Source organism: Streptomyces sp. NBC_01381, assembly GCF_026340305.1.
In the GTDB taxonomy this organism is placed as follows: domain Bacteria; phylum Actinomycetota; class Actinomycetes; order Streptomycetales; family Streptomycetaceae; genus Streptomyces.
Genome location: NZ_JAPEPI010000001.1, coordinates 1,225,756 through 1,239,658 on the forward strand (window position 1 = coordinate 1,225,756; position 13,903 = coordinate 1,239,658).

Here is a 13,903-nt window from a genome sequence, read left to right on the forward strand (position 1 = left end):
ACTGGGATCGAAACGGAGGGGACTTCATGTCGAGACCAGCAGAGAAAACGCGTCCCGCGGAACGAATACTCAGGGCCGGGACACTGCCCGTCGTCGCGTTGCTGTTCACCGGGACGCTCGCGCTCTACATCGCGCTCGTCGCGTTCGGGAACATCACCGACTTCGACTCCAACCAGCAGTTCGTCCGCCATGTCCTGGCGATGGACTCCACGTTCAAGGACGACGACCTGATGTGGCGCGCGGTGGAGTCCACCGCGCTCCAGGACACCGCGTACGTGGTGATCATCGCCTGGGAGACGCTGGCCGCGCTCGTCCTCGGCACGGCGACGGTCCTGTGGGCCAGGGGCCTGCGCCGCCCCGAGGTCCTGCGCCGCGCCCAACGCGCGGGCACCATCGGCCTGTTGATGCTCATCCTGCTGTTCGGAGTGGGCTTCATCGGGATCGGCGGCGAGTGGTTCGCCATGTGGCAGTCGGAGGACTGGAACGGCCTGGACGCGGCCACGCGCATCGTGACGATCACGGGCATCGCGCTGGTCGTTACGCACCTGCCGTCCGCCGTTTCCGCGGCGGACGGTTCCAGGAAGGTGTCCGAGAAGGTGTCCGAGAAGACGTCCGAGAAGGCCGACTGACCGGGCGTCAGGCGAGCTGTGCGGGCAGTCCGGCCGCGTGCACGACGATCAGGCCGGACACCGCACGGGTCAGCGCCACGTACAGCCGGCGCAGACCCGTCCGTTCGTCCGGCTCCCCGTCGACCACGGCGGCGGGCTCGTCGAGCACCACATAGTCGTACTCAAGACCCTTGGCCAGGGACGCGGGCACGAGCGTGAGCCGGGCGTCGGCCGTGGTCTCCTGGCCGGGGGAGAGGTACGAGATCCCGGCCGCCTTCAGGGCATCGGCGAGCGAGGGGATACGGGCGTCCGCGGCGATCAGCCCGATGGACCCCTCGTGCCGCAGCGAATCGGCACAGGCCTCCAGGCAGGCGGCGTCGAGCCCTTCGACGTCCTCGACATGCCGCACGGCGAGCGAGCCGGGCGACTCCCGCACCGAGTCGACCGCCGCGAGTCCGGGCGCGATGTCGGGCAGCAGCCGGGACGCGTACGCGATGACGTCGCGCGGCACGCGGAAACCGGCCGTCAGCTCCTCCACGACGGCGTCCCCCTTGCCCAGGTGGGCGAGGGCCTCGGCCCAACTCCGGGTCGCCCAGGGCGTGGTGCCTTGCGCGAGGTCGCCGAGGACGGTGGCGGAACCGGTGGTGCAGCGCCGCCCCACGGCGCGGTACTGCATGGGGGAGAGATCCTGCGCCTCGTCGAGCACCACATGCCCGAGCGAATGCGTACGCGACACGAGATCGCTCGCCTCATCGATCAACGCGGCATCGGCGGCGGACCACTTGGCGCTCTTGACGCCACGGGCGGGCTTGGCCCAAAGAACGGCCTTCTGCTCTTCTTCTTCCAGGAGCCCCTCGGCGTGCTCGGCGAGGAAATCGGCGTCGGACAGCAGCCGCAGCACGAGCTTCGCGGGATCAACGGGCGGCCAGACGGCCTTCACCGCGGCCTTCACGGCGGTGTTGCGCGCGACGGCGTCCTGTACGCGGTCGTCGGGGGCCTCGCCGCCCTGCTCCATGCGGACGAGGACGGCGTGGGCGATGCGCTGGGGAAGGGCGTCGCGAGCGGCTCCGTACCGAATATCGCGTTCGAGCAACTCCCCCACGATCTCTTCGAGTTCATGGGCGGGCACCCGCCACCGCCGGGACCCGCGCACGACGACGAGGGGCTCGGTGGGCATGGTCACGTGCGAGCGCACGGCCTTGCGCAGCACTTCGGCCATGCGGGCGTCGCCCTTGACGAGGGCGGCGATGGGATCGTCCGCGCCCCGCACCTCCACATGCGCGACGAGGGCGTCGACGGTGGCCTGCCTGACCTCCAACTCGCCGAGGGCGGGCAGGACTTGCTCGATGTAGTGCAGGAAGGAGGCGTTCGGCCCGATGACGAGGGTCCCGGTCCGGGCAAGCCGCTCCCGATGGGCGTACAGCAGATAGGCGACCCGATGCAGCCCGACGGCGGTCTTCCCGGTCCCGGGCCCACCCTGGACGCACACGCTCCCGCCAAGACCACTGCGAACGATCTCGTCCTGCTCGGGCTGGATGGTGGCGACGATGTCCCGCATCGGGCCCACGCGGGGCCGCTCGATCTCCTGCTGGAGGAGCTTGCTGGTCCGCTCGTCCTCGGTGGCGTCGCTGAGGTGCTCGTCCTCGTACGCGGTGAGCTCGCCGCCGGTGTAGCCGAACCGTCGCCGCAGGGCGATGTCCATCGGGTCCTTCTTGGAGGCCCGGTAGAACGGCTGGGAGACAGGTGCCCGCCAGTCGATGACCATGGGGTCGCCATCGCCGTCGTGCACATGCCGCCGCCCGATGTAGAACTGCTCGCCCTCGGCGCCTTCCGCCTGGTCGGCGCCGGGGGCGTGCAGATAGTCGAGCCGCCCGAAGAAGAGAGGCGTGTGCGAAAGGTCGGCGAGGGACTTGATCCGCTCGTCGATCTGGCTCTGCAGGACGGCGGCGTTCACCCAGTTCGCGGTGACGTCACGGATGTCGAGGGCCTCGGCGTCCTCACGCATGGCGCGAAGCGCCGCGCGGGAGCCCGCCAGGTGGCCTCGTTCATGGGCGAGCGGATCTTCGGGCACGGGGCGCCTCCGGCGGGTTGCGTGATCGGATGTGCGACGGGGCCGACCGGTTTCCGTCCGGCCGGCGGCGGGGCGCGACCCGCGGGCAGACCGGGCATCTTATGCGGGGGACGCGTGGCGGGGCCAACGAATTTCCCTCCGGGGGCTCACCTGACCGAACAGGCCTCTCCCGCCCACCCACCCGATTGCAGGTGAGGGGGGCGGAACCACGCCACTCACCCGCAGTGTGCGACGTACGCGAGGGGACGGGCATCGGCCCCCACGCACCGACACCGCGCATCGAGACGCGAGGGGACGTGTCGGTATGTCCGCACGGAGCACGGTACGCAGGACTCCCCAGCCGCAGCAGCAAGACGCTCGGACCGAGATGGCGAGTACGGACATACCGGCGCGGCCCCGCCCCTGGACGGGCAGTCCCGCAGACGGCAACAGGAGCTACCGCCCGGCCAGCTAAGGTCACCGCCGTGAGGGAACGCACCGTAACCAAAAGCACACTCACCGCCGCCATCCTGCCGACGGCCTCGCTGCTCGCCTTCTCCGCCCTCTGCCTGACGCAAGGCCTGCCCATGGCCGACGCCCTCGTCTACCGCGCCGAAGGGGCAGCGGTGGCCGACGGAAGCGACCTCTACGGGTTCGCCATCACCGAGTGGGACCTCCCGGCGACGTACCCGCCCTTCGCGGCCATCCTCTTCGTCCCCACGACCTGGCTCCCAGTCCCCGCCCTCAAGCTCACGTTCCTCATCGGCAACATCGCCCTCCTGGCCCTCCTGATCCACCTCTCTTGCCGCCTGACAACCACCCCCACCCGCCGCACCACCCTCCTGACCGCCACAGCGGCAGCGCTCTGGCTGGAGCCGGTCTTCCAGACGATCCTGTTCGGCCAGATCAACCTGGCCCTCGCCTGCCTGATCCTCTGGGACCTCACCCGCCCGCCCGGCGCCCCCGGCAAGGGCGTGGCCCTCGGCATCGCGGCGGGCATCAAACTCACCCCCGCGATCTTCATCGCGTACCTCTTCCTGAGAGGACGCGTACGCGAGGGCTGCACCGCACTGGCGGCCTTCACCGGCACGGTCGCTCTCGGCGCCCTCGTGCTCCCCGCAGCCAGCGCCGACTACTGGACGCACCGCCTCTTCGAGACGGGCCGCGTCGGCAAGGCATGGATCGTCGACAACCAGTCGCTCCAGGGCCTGATCGCCAGGGCGCTCCACGACCCCGCCCCCGGCCCGGCATGGGCGATCCCGGCGGCCCTCACCGCCGCACTCGGCCTCTGGCTGGCGCGCCGAGCCAAGTCGGAACCCCGCGGCATCCTCCTGACGGCGGCCACCGCCCTGCTGATCTCCCCGATCAGCTGGTCCCACCACTGGGTGTGGTGCGTACCGCTCCTGACCCTGCTCATGGCGGAGGGCCGCCCCCGCCTGACCGCGGCGGTGGCGACCCTCTTCACGGCCCGCACGCTGTGGCTGCTCCCGCACCAGGGCGACCTGGACCTGCATCTGCCGTGGTGGCAACAGCCGTTGGCTTCGCCGTACGTGCTGCTCGGCGTGGCGCTGCTGCCGATGTTGAGTACGTATCTGAGTACGGGGACGGAGGCGCGGGCGCCGCGCGCGGAGGTTGACTCGCTCCATGGACACCGAGCCGCGAACCGAGACGGAGCCGGGAACCGAGACGGAGCCGGGAACCGAGACGGAGCCGCGATCCGAGACGGAGCCGCAGGAGGCGTGGGCCGCCCGTAACGCCGCCTATGCCGCCGCGCACCCCGTCCCCCGCCCGAGCCGCATCCTCGGGCCGGCTCTCGCGACCCCCGTCGTGGTGCTGCTCCTCGTGCTCGGCGGGTACTTGGTCTCGCTGGACGCGGAGCTCGGTGACGCGTCGTCGCCGGAGCACCAGGACCTGGTGGCCCGCTATGTACTCGCGCTGCTCGGCGGCGTCGGCTGCCTGGCGGCGGGCTGGCTCACGCCGCGCGACTCGCGCGCGGCGTGGCTGCGGACGGCGTTCGCCCTTACGTCGGTCGTGACGATCCCCGTGGCGATGCTCGCGGGCTCCTGAGCTCCTGAGCCTGACGGCGACCGGCGTCGGCCTCAGCCCTCGGCCAGCAGCTCATCCGCATCGACGATCCGGTACGCGTACCCCTGCTCGGCAAGGAACCGCTGCCGATGCGCCGCGAAGTCCTGGTCGATGGTGTCCCGCGCCACCACGGAGTAGAAGCGCGCCTCGTGCCCGTCGGCCTTGGGACGCAGCACACGACCGAGCCGCTGTGCCTCCTCCTGCCGGGAACCGAAGGTTCCGGACACCTGGATGGCGACGGTGGCTTCGGGCAGGTCGATGGAGAAGTTCGCGACCTTGGAGACGACGAGAACCGAGATCTCGCCTTCCCGGAAGGCACCGAACAGCTTCTCGCGCTGCGCGTTGGTCGTCTCGCCCTTGATGACGGGCGCGTCCAGATGCTCGCCCAGCTCATCCAACTGATCGATGTACTGCCCGATGACGAGGGTCTGCTCCCCGGCATGCTTCTTGACCAGCGCCTCCGTCACCTTCCGCTTGGTGGCGGTGGTGGCGCAGAACCGGTACTTCTCCTCGGCCTCGGCGGTGGCGTACGCGAGCCGCTCCGAGTCCGTCAGATTGACCCGCACTTCCACGCAGTCGGCGGGCGCGATGTACCCCTGAGCCTCGATCTCCTTCCAAGGAGCATCGAACCGCTTGGGCCCGATCAAGGAGAAGACATCGGACTCCCGCCCGTCCTCCCGGACCAGGGTCGCGGTGAGCCCAAGACGCCGCCGGGCCTGCAGATCGGCGGTGAACTTGAAGACGGGGGCGGGCAGCAGATGCACCTCGTCGTAGACGATGAGCCCCCAGTCACGGGAGTCGAAGAGCTCAAGGTGCGGATAGATGCCCTTCCGCTTGGTGGTGAGCACCTGATAGGTCGCAATGGTGACCGGCCGGATCTCCTTCTTCGTCCCGCTGTACTCACCGATCTCGTCCTCGGTGAGGGAGGTCCGCTTCACCAGCTCGTGCTTCCACTGCCGCGCGGAGACGGTATTGGTCACGAGAATGAGAGTCGTCGCCTTGGCCTCGGCCATGGCCCCGGCCCCGACCAGCGTCTTCCCGGCGCCACAGGGCAGTACGACAACGCCACTCCCGCCGTGCCAGAAGCCCTCCACGGCCTGCTTCTGATACGGCCGCAGCGCCCACCCGTCCTCGGCGAGGTCGATCCGATGCGCTTCTCCGTCGACGTACCCGGCAAGATCCTCGGCGGGCCACCCCAACTTCAGCAACGTCTGCTTGATCTGCCCACGCTCGGAGGGATGCACGACGACGGTGTCCGCGTCGACCCGCTCGCCGACGAGCGGCTGCACCTTCTTGGACCGCAGGATCTCTTCGAGCACGGGCCGGTCGGTGGAGGTCAGCACAAGCCCGTGCGTCGGATGCTTGGACAACGTGAGCCGCCCGTACCGCGCCATCGTCTCCGCGACGTCCACGAGCAGCGCGTGCGGCACGGGATACCGCGAGAACTCCACAAGCGCGTCCACGACCTGCTCCGCGTCGTGCCCCGCCGCACGGGCGTTCCACAGACCGAGCGGCGTCACGCGGTAGGTGTGGATGTGCTCGGGGGCACGCTCCAGCTCCGCGAAGGGCGCGATGGCACGGCGGCAGGCATCGGCCCGCTCGTGGTCGACCTCGAGCAGGAGGGTCTTGTCCGACTGGACGATGAGGGGACCGTTCACGCGCGCACCCTTTCGGTAAGCCAAACGTCCAGTGTGCCGCATGGCGCGCGATTACCGGCCTGACTGTGCTGCGGGCCTCAGCAGCCGGCTCCTCCCTGGGGGCGTCTCAGAAGCGGGTGAGCTCCGTCAGGTCGATCTTCACGGGATACGGGAAGTCGGTGGCGAGCTCGCGACGGTGCACCGGGTGGGAGGGTGCCGGGAAGTACGAGAGGGTGTCGGCGTTCAGCCAGTACTCGTGGACGGCGAGCTGGTTGTCCCGCTCCAGCTCGACGCGCCAGTAGTAGGGGACCTTGGCGGCGGCGAACTCGGCGGGCTTGTGGACGCGGTCGACGCTGCGGGAGCCGGGGGAGACGACCTCGACGACGAGGACAAGCTTGGCGACGGGGACGCACTCCATCTCGAAGAAGCTGAGCCCCGTGCGGTCGTGGACCATGACATCCGGCACCCGGACGTTCTGCTCGTCCAGCATCACGCAGCTCTCGGTGACCACGGAGACGGACTCGGGTTGCGCGTTCTCCAGCGTCCTGCTGATCTTGTCCCGCACCTTGCCGTGCCAGTACTTCGCGCGCCCTCGAACCACGATCATCCCGTCCACGAGTTCCCAGTCGAAGGGCAGCTCCAGGTCTTTGACCTGCTCGAACGTCCAGCCCTCAGCAGGAGGGAACGCCCAATTGTCCTCAGTGGCCTGTACCTGTGCCTCGGCGCTCATCACTGCTCCCATGCGCGTGAGTCTGGACGCGGGTGCGACGCGTGGTCTCGCATACGACGGTACGGTCACCTGAAGTGAGGGTCCAGGAGCGAACGCCTTGACGCGGTGCACGCGGCGCGGGCACGGAGTCCCATAGGGCGAGCTGGTCGGTTGCACCCGCCGTCGTGCGGCGACGGCTGCGGTGGCGCATGCGGGGTGCGGTGCCGAGGCATGTTTTACCCGTAATCCCAACTTGACCTGTCATGGCACTCTCAGCCGGTCTACTCAATTGATCTTTCATAAATGGGGCCTTACAAGCACCGCTGACACATCCATGATCGCTGACACATCCATGATCATTTGCTGGCGCAGCACCTTTCAGGCCGCTGAACCGTTTGATGCTGCGGCGTCAGGATGGCTAGCGTCTGACGGCATGAAGAAGACGACATCCACCGTGCGGGAGTTACAGCAGAAAGCCACCGCGACCGGACGGGACACGCGTACGGCCGTCCTCACCCGCTCGGTCCGGGCCAACGTGCCGCTGCGCAAGACCTTCGTGCAGGCGAACGCGGGGAGTGACAGTCGGAGCGGGCCCCTGAAGGACTTCGTGACCGGGAGGGATCTGCGAGGACTCAAGGCTTACCTGCTCATCGTGGCCGCGTGCAGCAACGGGGACAACGGCTGGTCGACCACGCACGACAGCGCGGTGTGGGCGCGGATGATGGACATTCACGAGTCTGCGGATGACCAGTCCGCCCGCACGGGTGCCTGGCGAGCCCTGCTCCGGCTGCATGAGCGCAAGCTGGTCGACTGCCGCCGCAACGGGACCATGATCACTGCCACCCTCATGCGCGAGGACGGCAGCGGGAGACCTTACGACCGCCCTGACGGCAAGACCGAGGAGAACCGCTATCTCCAGATCCCGGCCGCGTTCTGGACGACGGGCTGTGACGAGCGCTTGGACTTGCCCGGCCTGGCCCTGTTCCTGGTAGTCGCCCGCGAGAAGAACTGGTCGGCCTTCCCCGCAGAGAAGGCCCCCGAGTGGTACGGCTGGTCTGCCGACACTCATGAGCGCGGGCTGAAGAAGCTTGTTTCTCTCGGGCTTGCCGAGCGACGCGAGTACTTCATCAAGGCCCCGTTCGCCCCGCTCGGCTTCACCAAGACCCACCAGTACAAGCGCACCGCCATCGTGCAGCCGCGCAAGCCCCGGAAGAAGGCCGCATCCGCTGGGCGATGAGCCGACCGCACTTGCGGGGCTAACTCCGCCGTCTCGCATGCTGCAGTCCGTCCAGCACCCCCGTCACGCAAGGGTGTGGGGCGTCTCATGCCCACCCCACCTTCCGCCTGCGGACAGTCCGCCGGCCCACCCAAGGAGGAAACTCCATGCCCGCCACAGCCAACCAGCCCCCGCCGCCGGCCCCGCAGTCCTCCGGCACGGACCCCGTGCTGCTCCTGGTGCTGGGGCTCGTCGTCGTCCTGGTCCTGGGCGCCACGCTCTATCTGTGCTTGGTCCACCCCTCGCTGGCCGGTCCGATCGGCGCCGTGGGCGGGATGGCCTCGGCGCTGGCCACCGCGCTCGGCGTGGCGATCGCCCTCCGCCGACGCTGAGCCGGCGCACGGCTACGTGCTCTCCGCGGGCCACCTCGGGGTTCTGTCGCGCACGTACGCGACCTCTGCAGGAGAGAGGGACCTGCACTGACTGAGCTCTTCCAGATTTCTGCGGAGCTCTGCCGTGGCCTGGTCCAGCGGCAGCCCGAGGGCGATGCTCAGCGCGCAGACTTGGGCGAGGCCCATGACTCCTTCTTCCAGCTCGGCGAAAAGGTCCTCGGCCGCTGTGGCCGAGAGGGACCGGTCGAACCAGAGGTCGAGGGTGACGAGGTCCGAGCAGGAGGTGATGCGCTCCTGGATGTCCTCGGGGACGCGGACGCCACGCTTCTCCAGCACGCGCAGGATCAGCGAGGCGTGCTCCTTGGCCCGCGCCTCAGCCCGCCCCTCTGCCCTTCCCTCGGCTTTGCCCCTGAGGTAGGCCGTCTCGTTCACGCCGCCTCCGTCAGCTCACACCAGACGAACTTCCCATTGCTGTAGTGGAGTTGGCTCCCGCTGCCCTGCGCGTACCAGCCCCACTTTTCGGTGCATTCCTCTACGAGCGTGAGGCCTCGGCCCGACGTGAGGGCAAGGTTCGGTGTCGTGGCGAAGGGGGCCGGGGCTGGTGGTCTGGGGTCGGTGTCCCAGACGCCGATGCGGAGGGTCGGGGCGGACCAGCGGAGCCTTATGGCCGCCGGGCCCTTGGTGTGCTGCACGGCGTTTGCGACCAGCTCGGTGGCGACGAGTTCGGCGGCCTCGGTGAGGTGGGGGAGGCCGTGCAGGGTGAGGACGAGGCGGAGGGTGCGGCGGCAGATCGTGACGGCGCGGGGATCGTTGGGGATGGAGAGGGTGTACGTCCACGGGGCGGGTGGGTGTGCGCTGAGATCTCCGGCTTCGGGCATGCGTGAACTCCGTTGTTCGCGGGTGGAAGTGGAGTGCGCGGCGAAGGGTGGGCGGTGGCAGTGTCGACCCCGTCATGGCATGGCGGGGCGGTGCGCTTCCGGGTTCCCCGGGATTCGCAGCGTGTGCGTCGCGTCACTGACGGTAGGGCAGTAATTTGTGCCAACGCAAGCCGGTTGCGTAACCTGGCCATCTCAAGTGGCCCAGCGTCAGGGCTTGTTGATGGGATGTGGTGCGTGTGCCGCCGAGGAGTCAGCCGACCGCACGGCAGGTGCGTCTGGGTACGGAGTTGCGCAGGCTGAGGGATGCTGCGGGCATGACCGCTCGGGAGGTGGCGCGGTTCCTCGGGTCGACATCGGGCCAGATGAGTCAGATGGAGGCGGGCATCGCAGGTGTCAGCGAGGAGCGCCTGCGGAGGCTTGCCAGCCATTACGCCTGCGCGGAACAGGAGTTGGTGGACGCCCTCGTCGAGATGGCGGTGGACCGTACACGCGGATGGTGGGAGGACCACCGGGACACGCTCGCCCCGACCTTCCTGGATCTGGCGGAGTTGGAGCATCACGCGCGAGTCATTCAGGTGATCGCCACGGCCCATGTGCCCGGGCTGCTCCAGACGGAGGAGTACGCGCGGGCGGTGTTCGGGTACTGGGTTCCGCCTCGCCCGGAGAGCGAACTGGAGCAGTGGGTTGCGTTCCGGTTGCGTCGCCAGCAGGTGCTGGAGCGTGAGGACGCCGTTCCATACGAGGCAGTTCTGCACGAGTCCGTTCTGCGCACCCGTGTTGCGGATCGGCGGGTGGCCCGCGCTCAGCTCAATGAGCTGCTGAGGCAGTCGGAGCGTCCGGCTGTGGCGCTGCGGGTCATCCCGTTCGATGTCGACGGGTTCGCCGGGGCGAGTTCGTCACTGGTGTACATGGGTGGTCGGGTGCCGACCTTGGACACCGTTCAGCGGGACACCCCCTACGGCACGGCCTTGGTGGATGCGGCCGCTCAACTCCGCGCCATGCGAACACTTTTCCGTAAGGTGGAGTCGGTGTCCCTCGACCCTGCCAGGTCACGGGACTTCATCCACCGTCTGGTGAAGGAGCTGTAGACCATGATCCAGTGGCAGAAGTCGACGTTCTCCGGTGGCGCGGAAGGCAATGAGTGCGTAGAGCTGGCCTGCGCCAACGACAAGTTGCTGCTCCGCGAAAGCGACGACCCTGCCCAGGTGCTAGCTCTCACCTGCGGTGGTCTCGCTGCCCTGCTGCAGCAGATACGAACGGCCCGGCCGTGATCCAGTGGCAGAAGTCATCCTTCTCCAGCGGTTCGGACGGGGCTTCGTGCGTGGAACTTGCCTCACACGACGACAAGTTGCTACTCCGCGAAAGCGATGACCCCACCCAGGCGCTAGCCCTCACCCGTGACGGCCTCGCCGCCCTGCTGCAACAGATGCGAACGGAACGGCCATGACCCAGTGGCAGAAGTCCTCGTTCTCCGGCGGCGGCGACGGAAACGAATGCGTTGAACTCGCCCGCAGCAATGACAAGTTGCTACTCCGCGAAAGCAACGCCCCGACCCAAGCCATATCCCCCGCCCCCGCAAGCCTCACCGCCCTCCTCCGCCGGCTCAAGGCCGACCGCCGCTGACGGAGGCCCGAGCTCACTCGGCGAGCTCCGCCACCCCCGTCACCCGGTGCAGCGGGTACGTCCTGACCTCGTCCGCCGTGTGGTCGTACGCCGTGACGAAGCCGCCCTCTACGCGGATCGGGGCGATCACGCGCTGGCTCGCCGAGCCCTCCGCGTTCACGTAGCCGATCCAGACCGCCTCGCCGGTCAGGACTGCCGCCTGCATCGTGGCGAGGGTTTCCGCCGCCGTCGTGCGGGGGAGTGCGCCGGTCGTCTCCGGGGTGGCCTTGCGGGGAGTCGTCGAGGCCAGGTCGCCTGCGCGGATGGCGCGCACCGCGGCGCCGGTCATAGTGTCGTCCGGCAGCGGCGGGCCGTCGTGGACGGGCTCGGGGGCCGTGCGCGGTGGTGTGCGGTGGGCGTGGGCGCGGTGGATCAGTACGTCGCCCTCGGCGCTCTCCGCGGCGGGCGCGAAGCCCATCGAGCGCAGCCCTTCGAGGAGCGCGCCGGGGTCGGCCTGCGCGGCGAGCACGGTGGGGGCGAGGCGGCGCAGGCGCAGGCCCTGGGAGCGCTTGTCGGCGAGGATCTCGTTGAGCAGCGCCTCGTCGTCGCAGCGTACGTACGCCGATGCGGCGCCGATCCGCAGATGGCCGTGCTTACGGGCCACGTCGTCGATGAGGTAGGCGAGAGGCTGTGGGACCGGTGTGCGGGAGTGTGCCGCCAGGAACGCGTGCAGGTCGGACGCCGACTTGCCCGCGTCCAGCGCGCGGCGCACCGAGCCGGGCGTGAAGCGGTACACCGTCGCGCCGCCCTTCGACTCGACGTCCGCGAGTACGGCGAGGGTCTCCGCGAGCGGGCGCTCCAGCGGGCCGGGGGCCACCGCGGTGAGGTCCGCCTGGAGGAGCACGTGGTCGAGGGGCTCGGGGAGGAGGGGGGTCAGGAGGCGGGCGGCTCGGGCCGCGGATACGGCCAGCTCGGCGGGGGACGGGGCGGGCGCCGTGGCCGCGCCCTCCTCGGAGCCAAGCAGTGCCCTCCCGTGCGACGACAGCGCGCCGCGGCCCGTGACGCCGAGCAACTCCGCCTCGTTCAGGGTCCATTGGGCGATGCGGGCGCGTAGTTCGAGTGGCGCGTTGCCTGCTGATGTGCTGCTGCCGGTGGACACGCCGCCCGCGGATGCCCCGCCCCCGGCGGAGCCCCTCGGCGGGCGCTCCCAGCGCAGTCTGGCCAGGAGCGAGTCGGGCGTCGGGCTCGCACCGTCCGGGAGTGTTGTGAGGAGCGTCAGGACACGGTGGCGGATCTCCGGGGCCGATGAGCGGTCCAGGTGCGGGCCCAGCGCCGACAGCGTGCGGTCTTTGCCGTCGCGGCCGCCGATCAGGCCCGCCGTGCGGGTCGCCGTCAGCCAGGCCGTGGCGAGAGCCGACCAGCGCTCGGCGGCGGGCAGTTCCTGCCAGTCGTCGTACGCCGGTGTCGCCGCGTACCGCTCCTCCGCCTCGCCGTCCGACGCCACCAGGCCCGCCGCGTAGGCCAGTTCGACCCAGAACGCGGCCACCGGCTCCGGTACGTCGAGGGCCACCGCCGTCCGCTTCAGATCCCGCACGCTCAGGCCGCCGGCCCGCAGGACCGTCGGGCCGCCCTCGTCCCAGTCCTTCAGGAGCTCCTCGACCGTGGCGAGCGCCGTGTACGCCTGGCCCGCCGCCGTCGCGTCCACAACCTGTGGACGGTGCTCGCGCAGCGGCTGCACGGCGGGCGGCGCCGGTTCGATGATGCGGTGCGCGCGGCCCGCGCGCAGGTGCAGGGCCGCCTCGCGGGGGAGTACGACGGTGCCGGGCGAGGTCGGCAGGAGCAGCCCCCGGTCCAGGAGCCAGCGCAGATGCCGCGCCGGGTCTGCGGTCACCTGGCCGTACGGCGGGCCCCAGACGAGCCGCGAAAGCACCTCGACGGACTCGGCGGGGGCCTCGTCGAGCAGCGCGGACATCCGGGTGCGGTCCGTGAAGAGGTCGGTCAGCGAGCGGACGGCGGACACCGCGTCGTGGGTGGAGGGCAGCCCGGCCGCCGTGACGATGTCCTGGATACGGTTCGGCGACATGCCCGCGGTGGCCTCGGCGACGGTGGGGCCGAGGCCGGTGGGGGAGGGGTACTGCGGGGCGGGGGCGAGGAGTTCGCGTGCCGTGCGGACCAGGCGCAGGCGGTCGTCCGGGCCCCAGACGAGGGCCTGCTCGCGCAGGACGCCGACGGCCCGGCCGAGGGCTTCGTCCATCGCCGTGTCCCCGCCGTCGCTCTCTTCGTCTCCGGCGATCAGCGCGTGCAGTTCGGCGTACGTCGCCGGCTCCGGAGCCACGGCGAGGGCCTCGGCGACCTGCTGAGTGAAACGGTCGAGCCGCTCCAGGGCGCGGACGACGGAGGCGCGGGTCGCGGCGCGGGTGGCCAGCTGCGTGAGGTCGGTCGGAACGGGGGTGAGCAGGTCGGGGCGGGCCTGCAGCAGCGCACCGAGCGACTCGTCGCCACGGGAGCGAAGCGCCTCGGCGAGTGACCGGGGGGTGTCCGCTGGACGCTGTGCCTGCTCGTCGGTGCTCATCCCGGCCACGGTAGCGGGTCGGGGGCGGAGGCTGGGCCTTTCGTGCCGGTGGACCGGGGGTGCGGCGTGCTGTGCGGGGTGGGGCTGCGGGTTCGTTGGCGGCTGCGGGGCTGCGGGGCTGCGGGGCTGCGGGGCTGGGGGCTGCCGGGCTGTG

General features: G+C 70.1%; 15 protein-coding genes. 9 read left to right on the top strand and 6 right to left on the bottom strand.

All coding sequences use genetic code 11. The features are described from left to right. The first annotated feature begins 26 nt into the window (after positions 1-26). Positions 27-629: a DUF2165 domain-containing protein gene (locus OG453_RS05965; RefSeq protein WP_266865183.1), complete on the top strand. Its 603-nt coding sequence runs from the start codon at positions 27-29 to the stop codon at positions 627-629. 7 nt (positions 630-636) lie between these two features. Here OG453_RS05965 and OG453_RS05970 read toward each other — a convergent pair whose 3' ends face one another. After that, positions 637-2,679, bottom strand: coding sequence for an ATP-binding domain-containing protein (locus tag OG453_RS05970; RefSeq protein WP_266865185.1), 2,043 nt, complete (start codon positions 2,677-2,679; stop codon positions 637-639). Between the two features lie 566 nt (positions 2,680-3,245). On the opposite strand from OG453_RS05970, the gene OG453_RS05975 reads away from it, so the two are divergent. Both OG453_RS05975 and OG453_RS05980 read left to right on the top strand, forming a co-directional pair. After that, complete coding sequence (locus OG453_RS05975) at positions 3,246-4,412, top strand: glycosyltransferase 87 family protein (RefSeq protein ID WP_266869729.1); 1,167 nt, start codon at positions 3,246-3,248, stop codon at positions 4,410-4,412. 76 nt (positions 4,413-4,488) lie between these two features. Continuing rightward, positions 4,489-4,725, top strand: coding sequence for a hypothetical protein (locus OG453_RS05980; RefSeq protein ID WP_266865187.1), 237 nt, complete (start codon positions 4,489-4,491; stop codon positions 4,723-4,725). Positions 4,726-4,757: 32 nt separating this feature from the next. Here OG453_RS05980 and OG453_RS05985 read toward each other — a convergent pair whose 3' ends face one another. Together OG453_RS05985 and OG453_RS05990 are read right to left on the bottom strand one after the other, a co-directional pair. Further along, positions 4,758-6,401 (bottom strand): DNA repair helicase XPB, encoded by a 1,644-nt coding sequence (locus tag OG453_RS05985; RefSeq protein WP_266865189.1) that lies wholly within the window; start codon positions 6,399-6,401, stop codon positions 4,758-4,760. Between the two features lie 106 nt (positions 6,402-6,507). Beyond that, complete coding sequence (locus OG453_RS05990; RefSeq protein WP_266865191.1) at positions 6,508-7,122, bottom strand: Uma2 family endonuclease; 615 nt, start codon at positions 7,120-7,122, stop codon at positions 6,508-6,510. Positions 7,123-7,522: 400 nt separating this feature from the next. Here OG453_RS05990 and OG453_RS05995 point away from each other — a divergent pair, with 400 nt between their 5' ends. Then, a complete protein-coding gene (locus OG453_RS05995) occupies positions 7,523-8,326 on the top strand; it encodes a hypothetical protein (RefSeq protein ID WP_266865193.1) in 804 nt (267 codons plus the stop codon). Positions 8,327-8,472: 146 nt separating this feature from the next. Next, complete coding sequence (locus tag OG453_RS06000) at positions 8,473-8,697, top strand: hypothetical protein (protein ID WP_266865195.1); 225 nt, start codon at positions 8,473-8,475, stop codon at positions 8,695-8,697. A 12-nt stretch (positions 8,698-8,709) separates the two neighbouring features. Here the strand turns inward: OG453_RS06000 and OG453_RS06005 are convergent, their stop codons facing one another. Together OG453_RS06005 and OG453_RS06010 are read right to left on the bottom strand one after the other, a co-directional pair. Continuing rightward, on the bottom strand, positions 8,710-9,129 hold the full coding sequence (locus OG453_RS06005; RefSeq protein ID WP_266865197.1) for a hypothetical protein: 420 nt from the start codon (positions 9,127-9,129) through the stop codon (positions 8,710-8,712). Continuing rightward, a complete protein-coding gene (locus OG453_RS06010; RefSeq protein ID WP_266865199.1) occupies positions 9,126-9,575 on the bottom strand; it encodes an ATP-binding protein in 450 nt (149 codons plus the stop codon). The genes OG453_RS06005 and OG453_RS06010 overlap by 4 nt, the downstream gene beginning before the upstream one ends. 236 nt (positions 9,576-9,811) lie before the next feature. Here OG453_RS06010 and OG453_RS06015 point away from each other — a divergent pair, with 236 nt between their 5' ends. The 4 genes from OG453_RS06015 to OG453_RS06030 are packed head-to-tail and all read left to right on the top strand — an operon-like array spanning position 9,812 to position 11,198. Then, positions 9,812-10,663, top strand: a complete 852-nt coding sequence (locus OG453_RS06015) for a helix-turn-helix transcriptional regulator (protein WP_266865201.1) — start codon at positions 9,812-9,814, stop codon at positions 10,661-10,663. A gap of 3 nt (positions 10,664-10,666) precedes the next feature. Then, entirely contained in the window at positions 10,667-10,846 is a 180-nt protein-coding gene (locus tag OG453_RS06020) for a DUF397 domain-containing protein (protein WP_266865203.1), read from the top strand. After that, positions 10,843-11,022, top strand: a complete 180-nt coding sequence (locus OG453_RS06025) for a DUF397 domain-containing protein (RefSeq protein WP_266865205.1) — start codon at positions 10,843-10,845, stop codon at positions 11,020-11,022. Before OG453_RS06020 ends, OG453_RS06025 begins: the two co-directional genes overlap by 4 nt. Beyond that, positions 11,019-11,198, top strand: a complete 180-nt coding sequence (locus OG453_RS06030) for a DUF397 domain-containing protein (RefSeq protein WP_266865207.1) — start codon at positions 11,019-11,021, stop codon at positions 11,196-11,198. Before OG453_RS06025 ends, OG453_RS06030 begins: the two co-directional genes overlap by 4 nt. Positions 11,199-11,211: 13 nt before the next feature. Here the strand turns inward: OG453_RS06030 and OG453_RS06035 are convergent, their stop codons facing one another. Further along, positions 11,212-13,749, bottom strand: coding sequence for a helicase C-terminal domain-containing protein (locus OG453_RS06035; protein ID WP_266869730.1), 2,538 nt, complete (start codon positions 13,747-13,749; stop codon positions 11,212-11,214). Positions 13,750-13,903 lie beyond the last annotated feature (154 nt).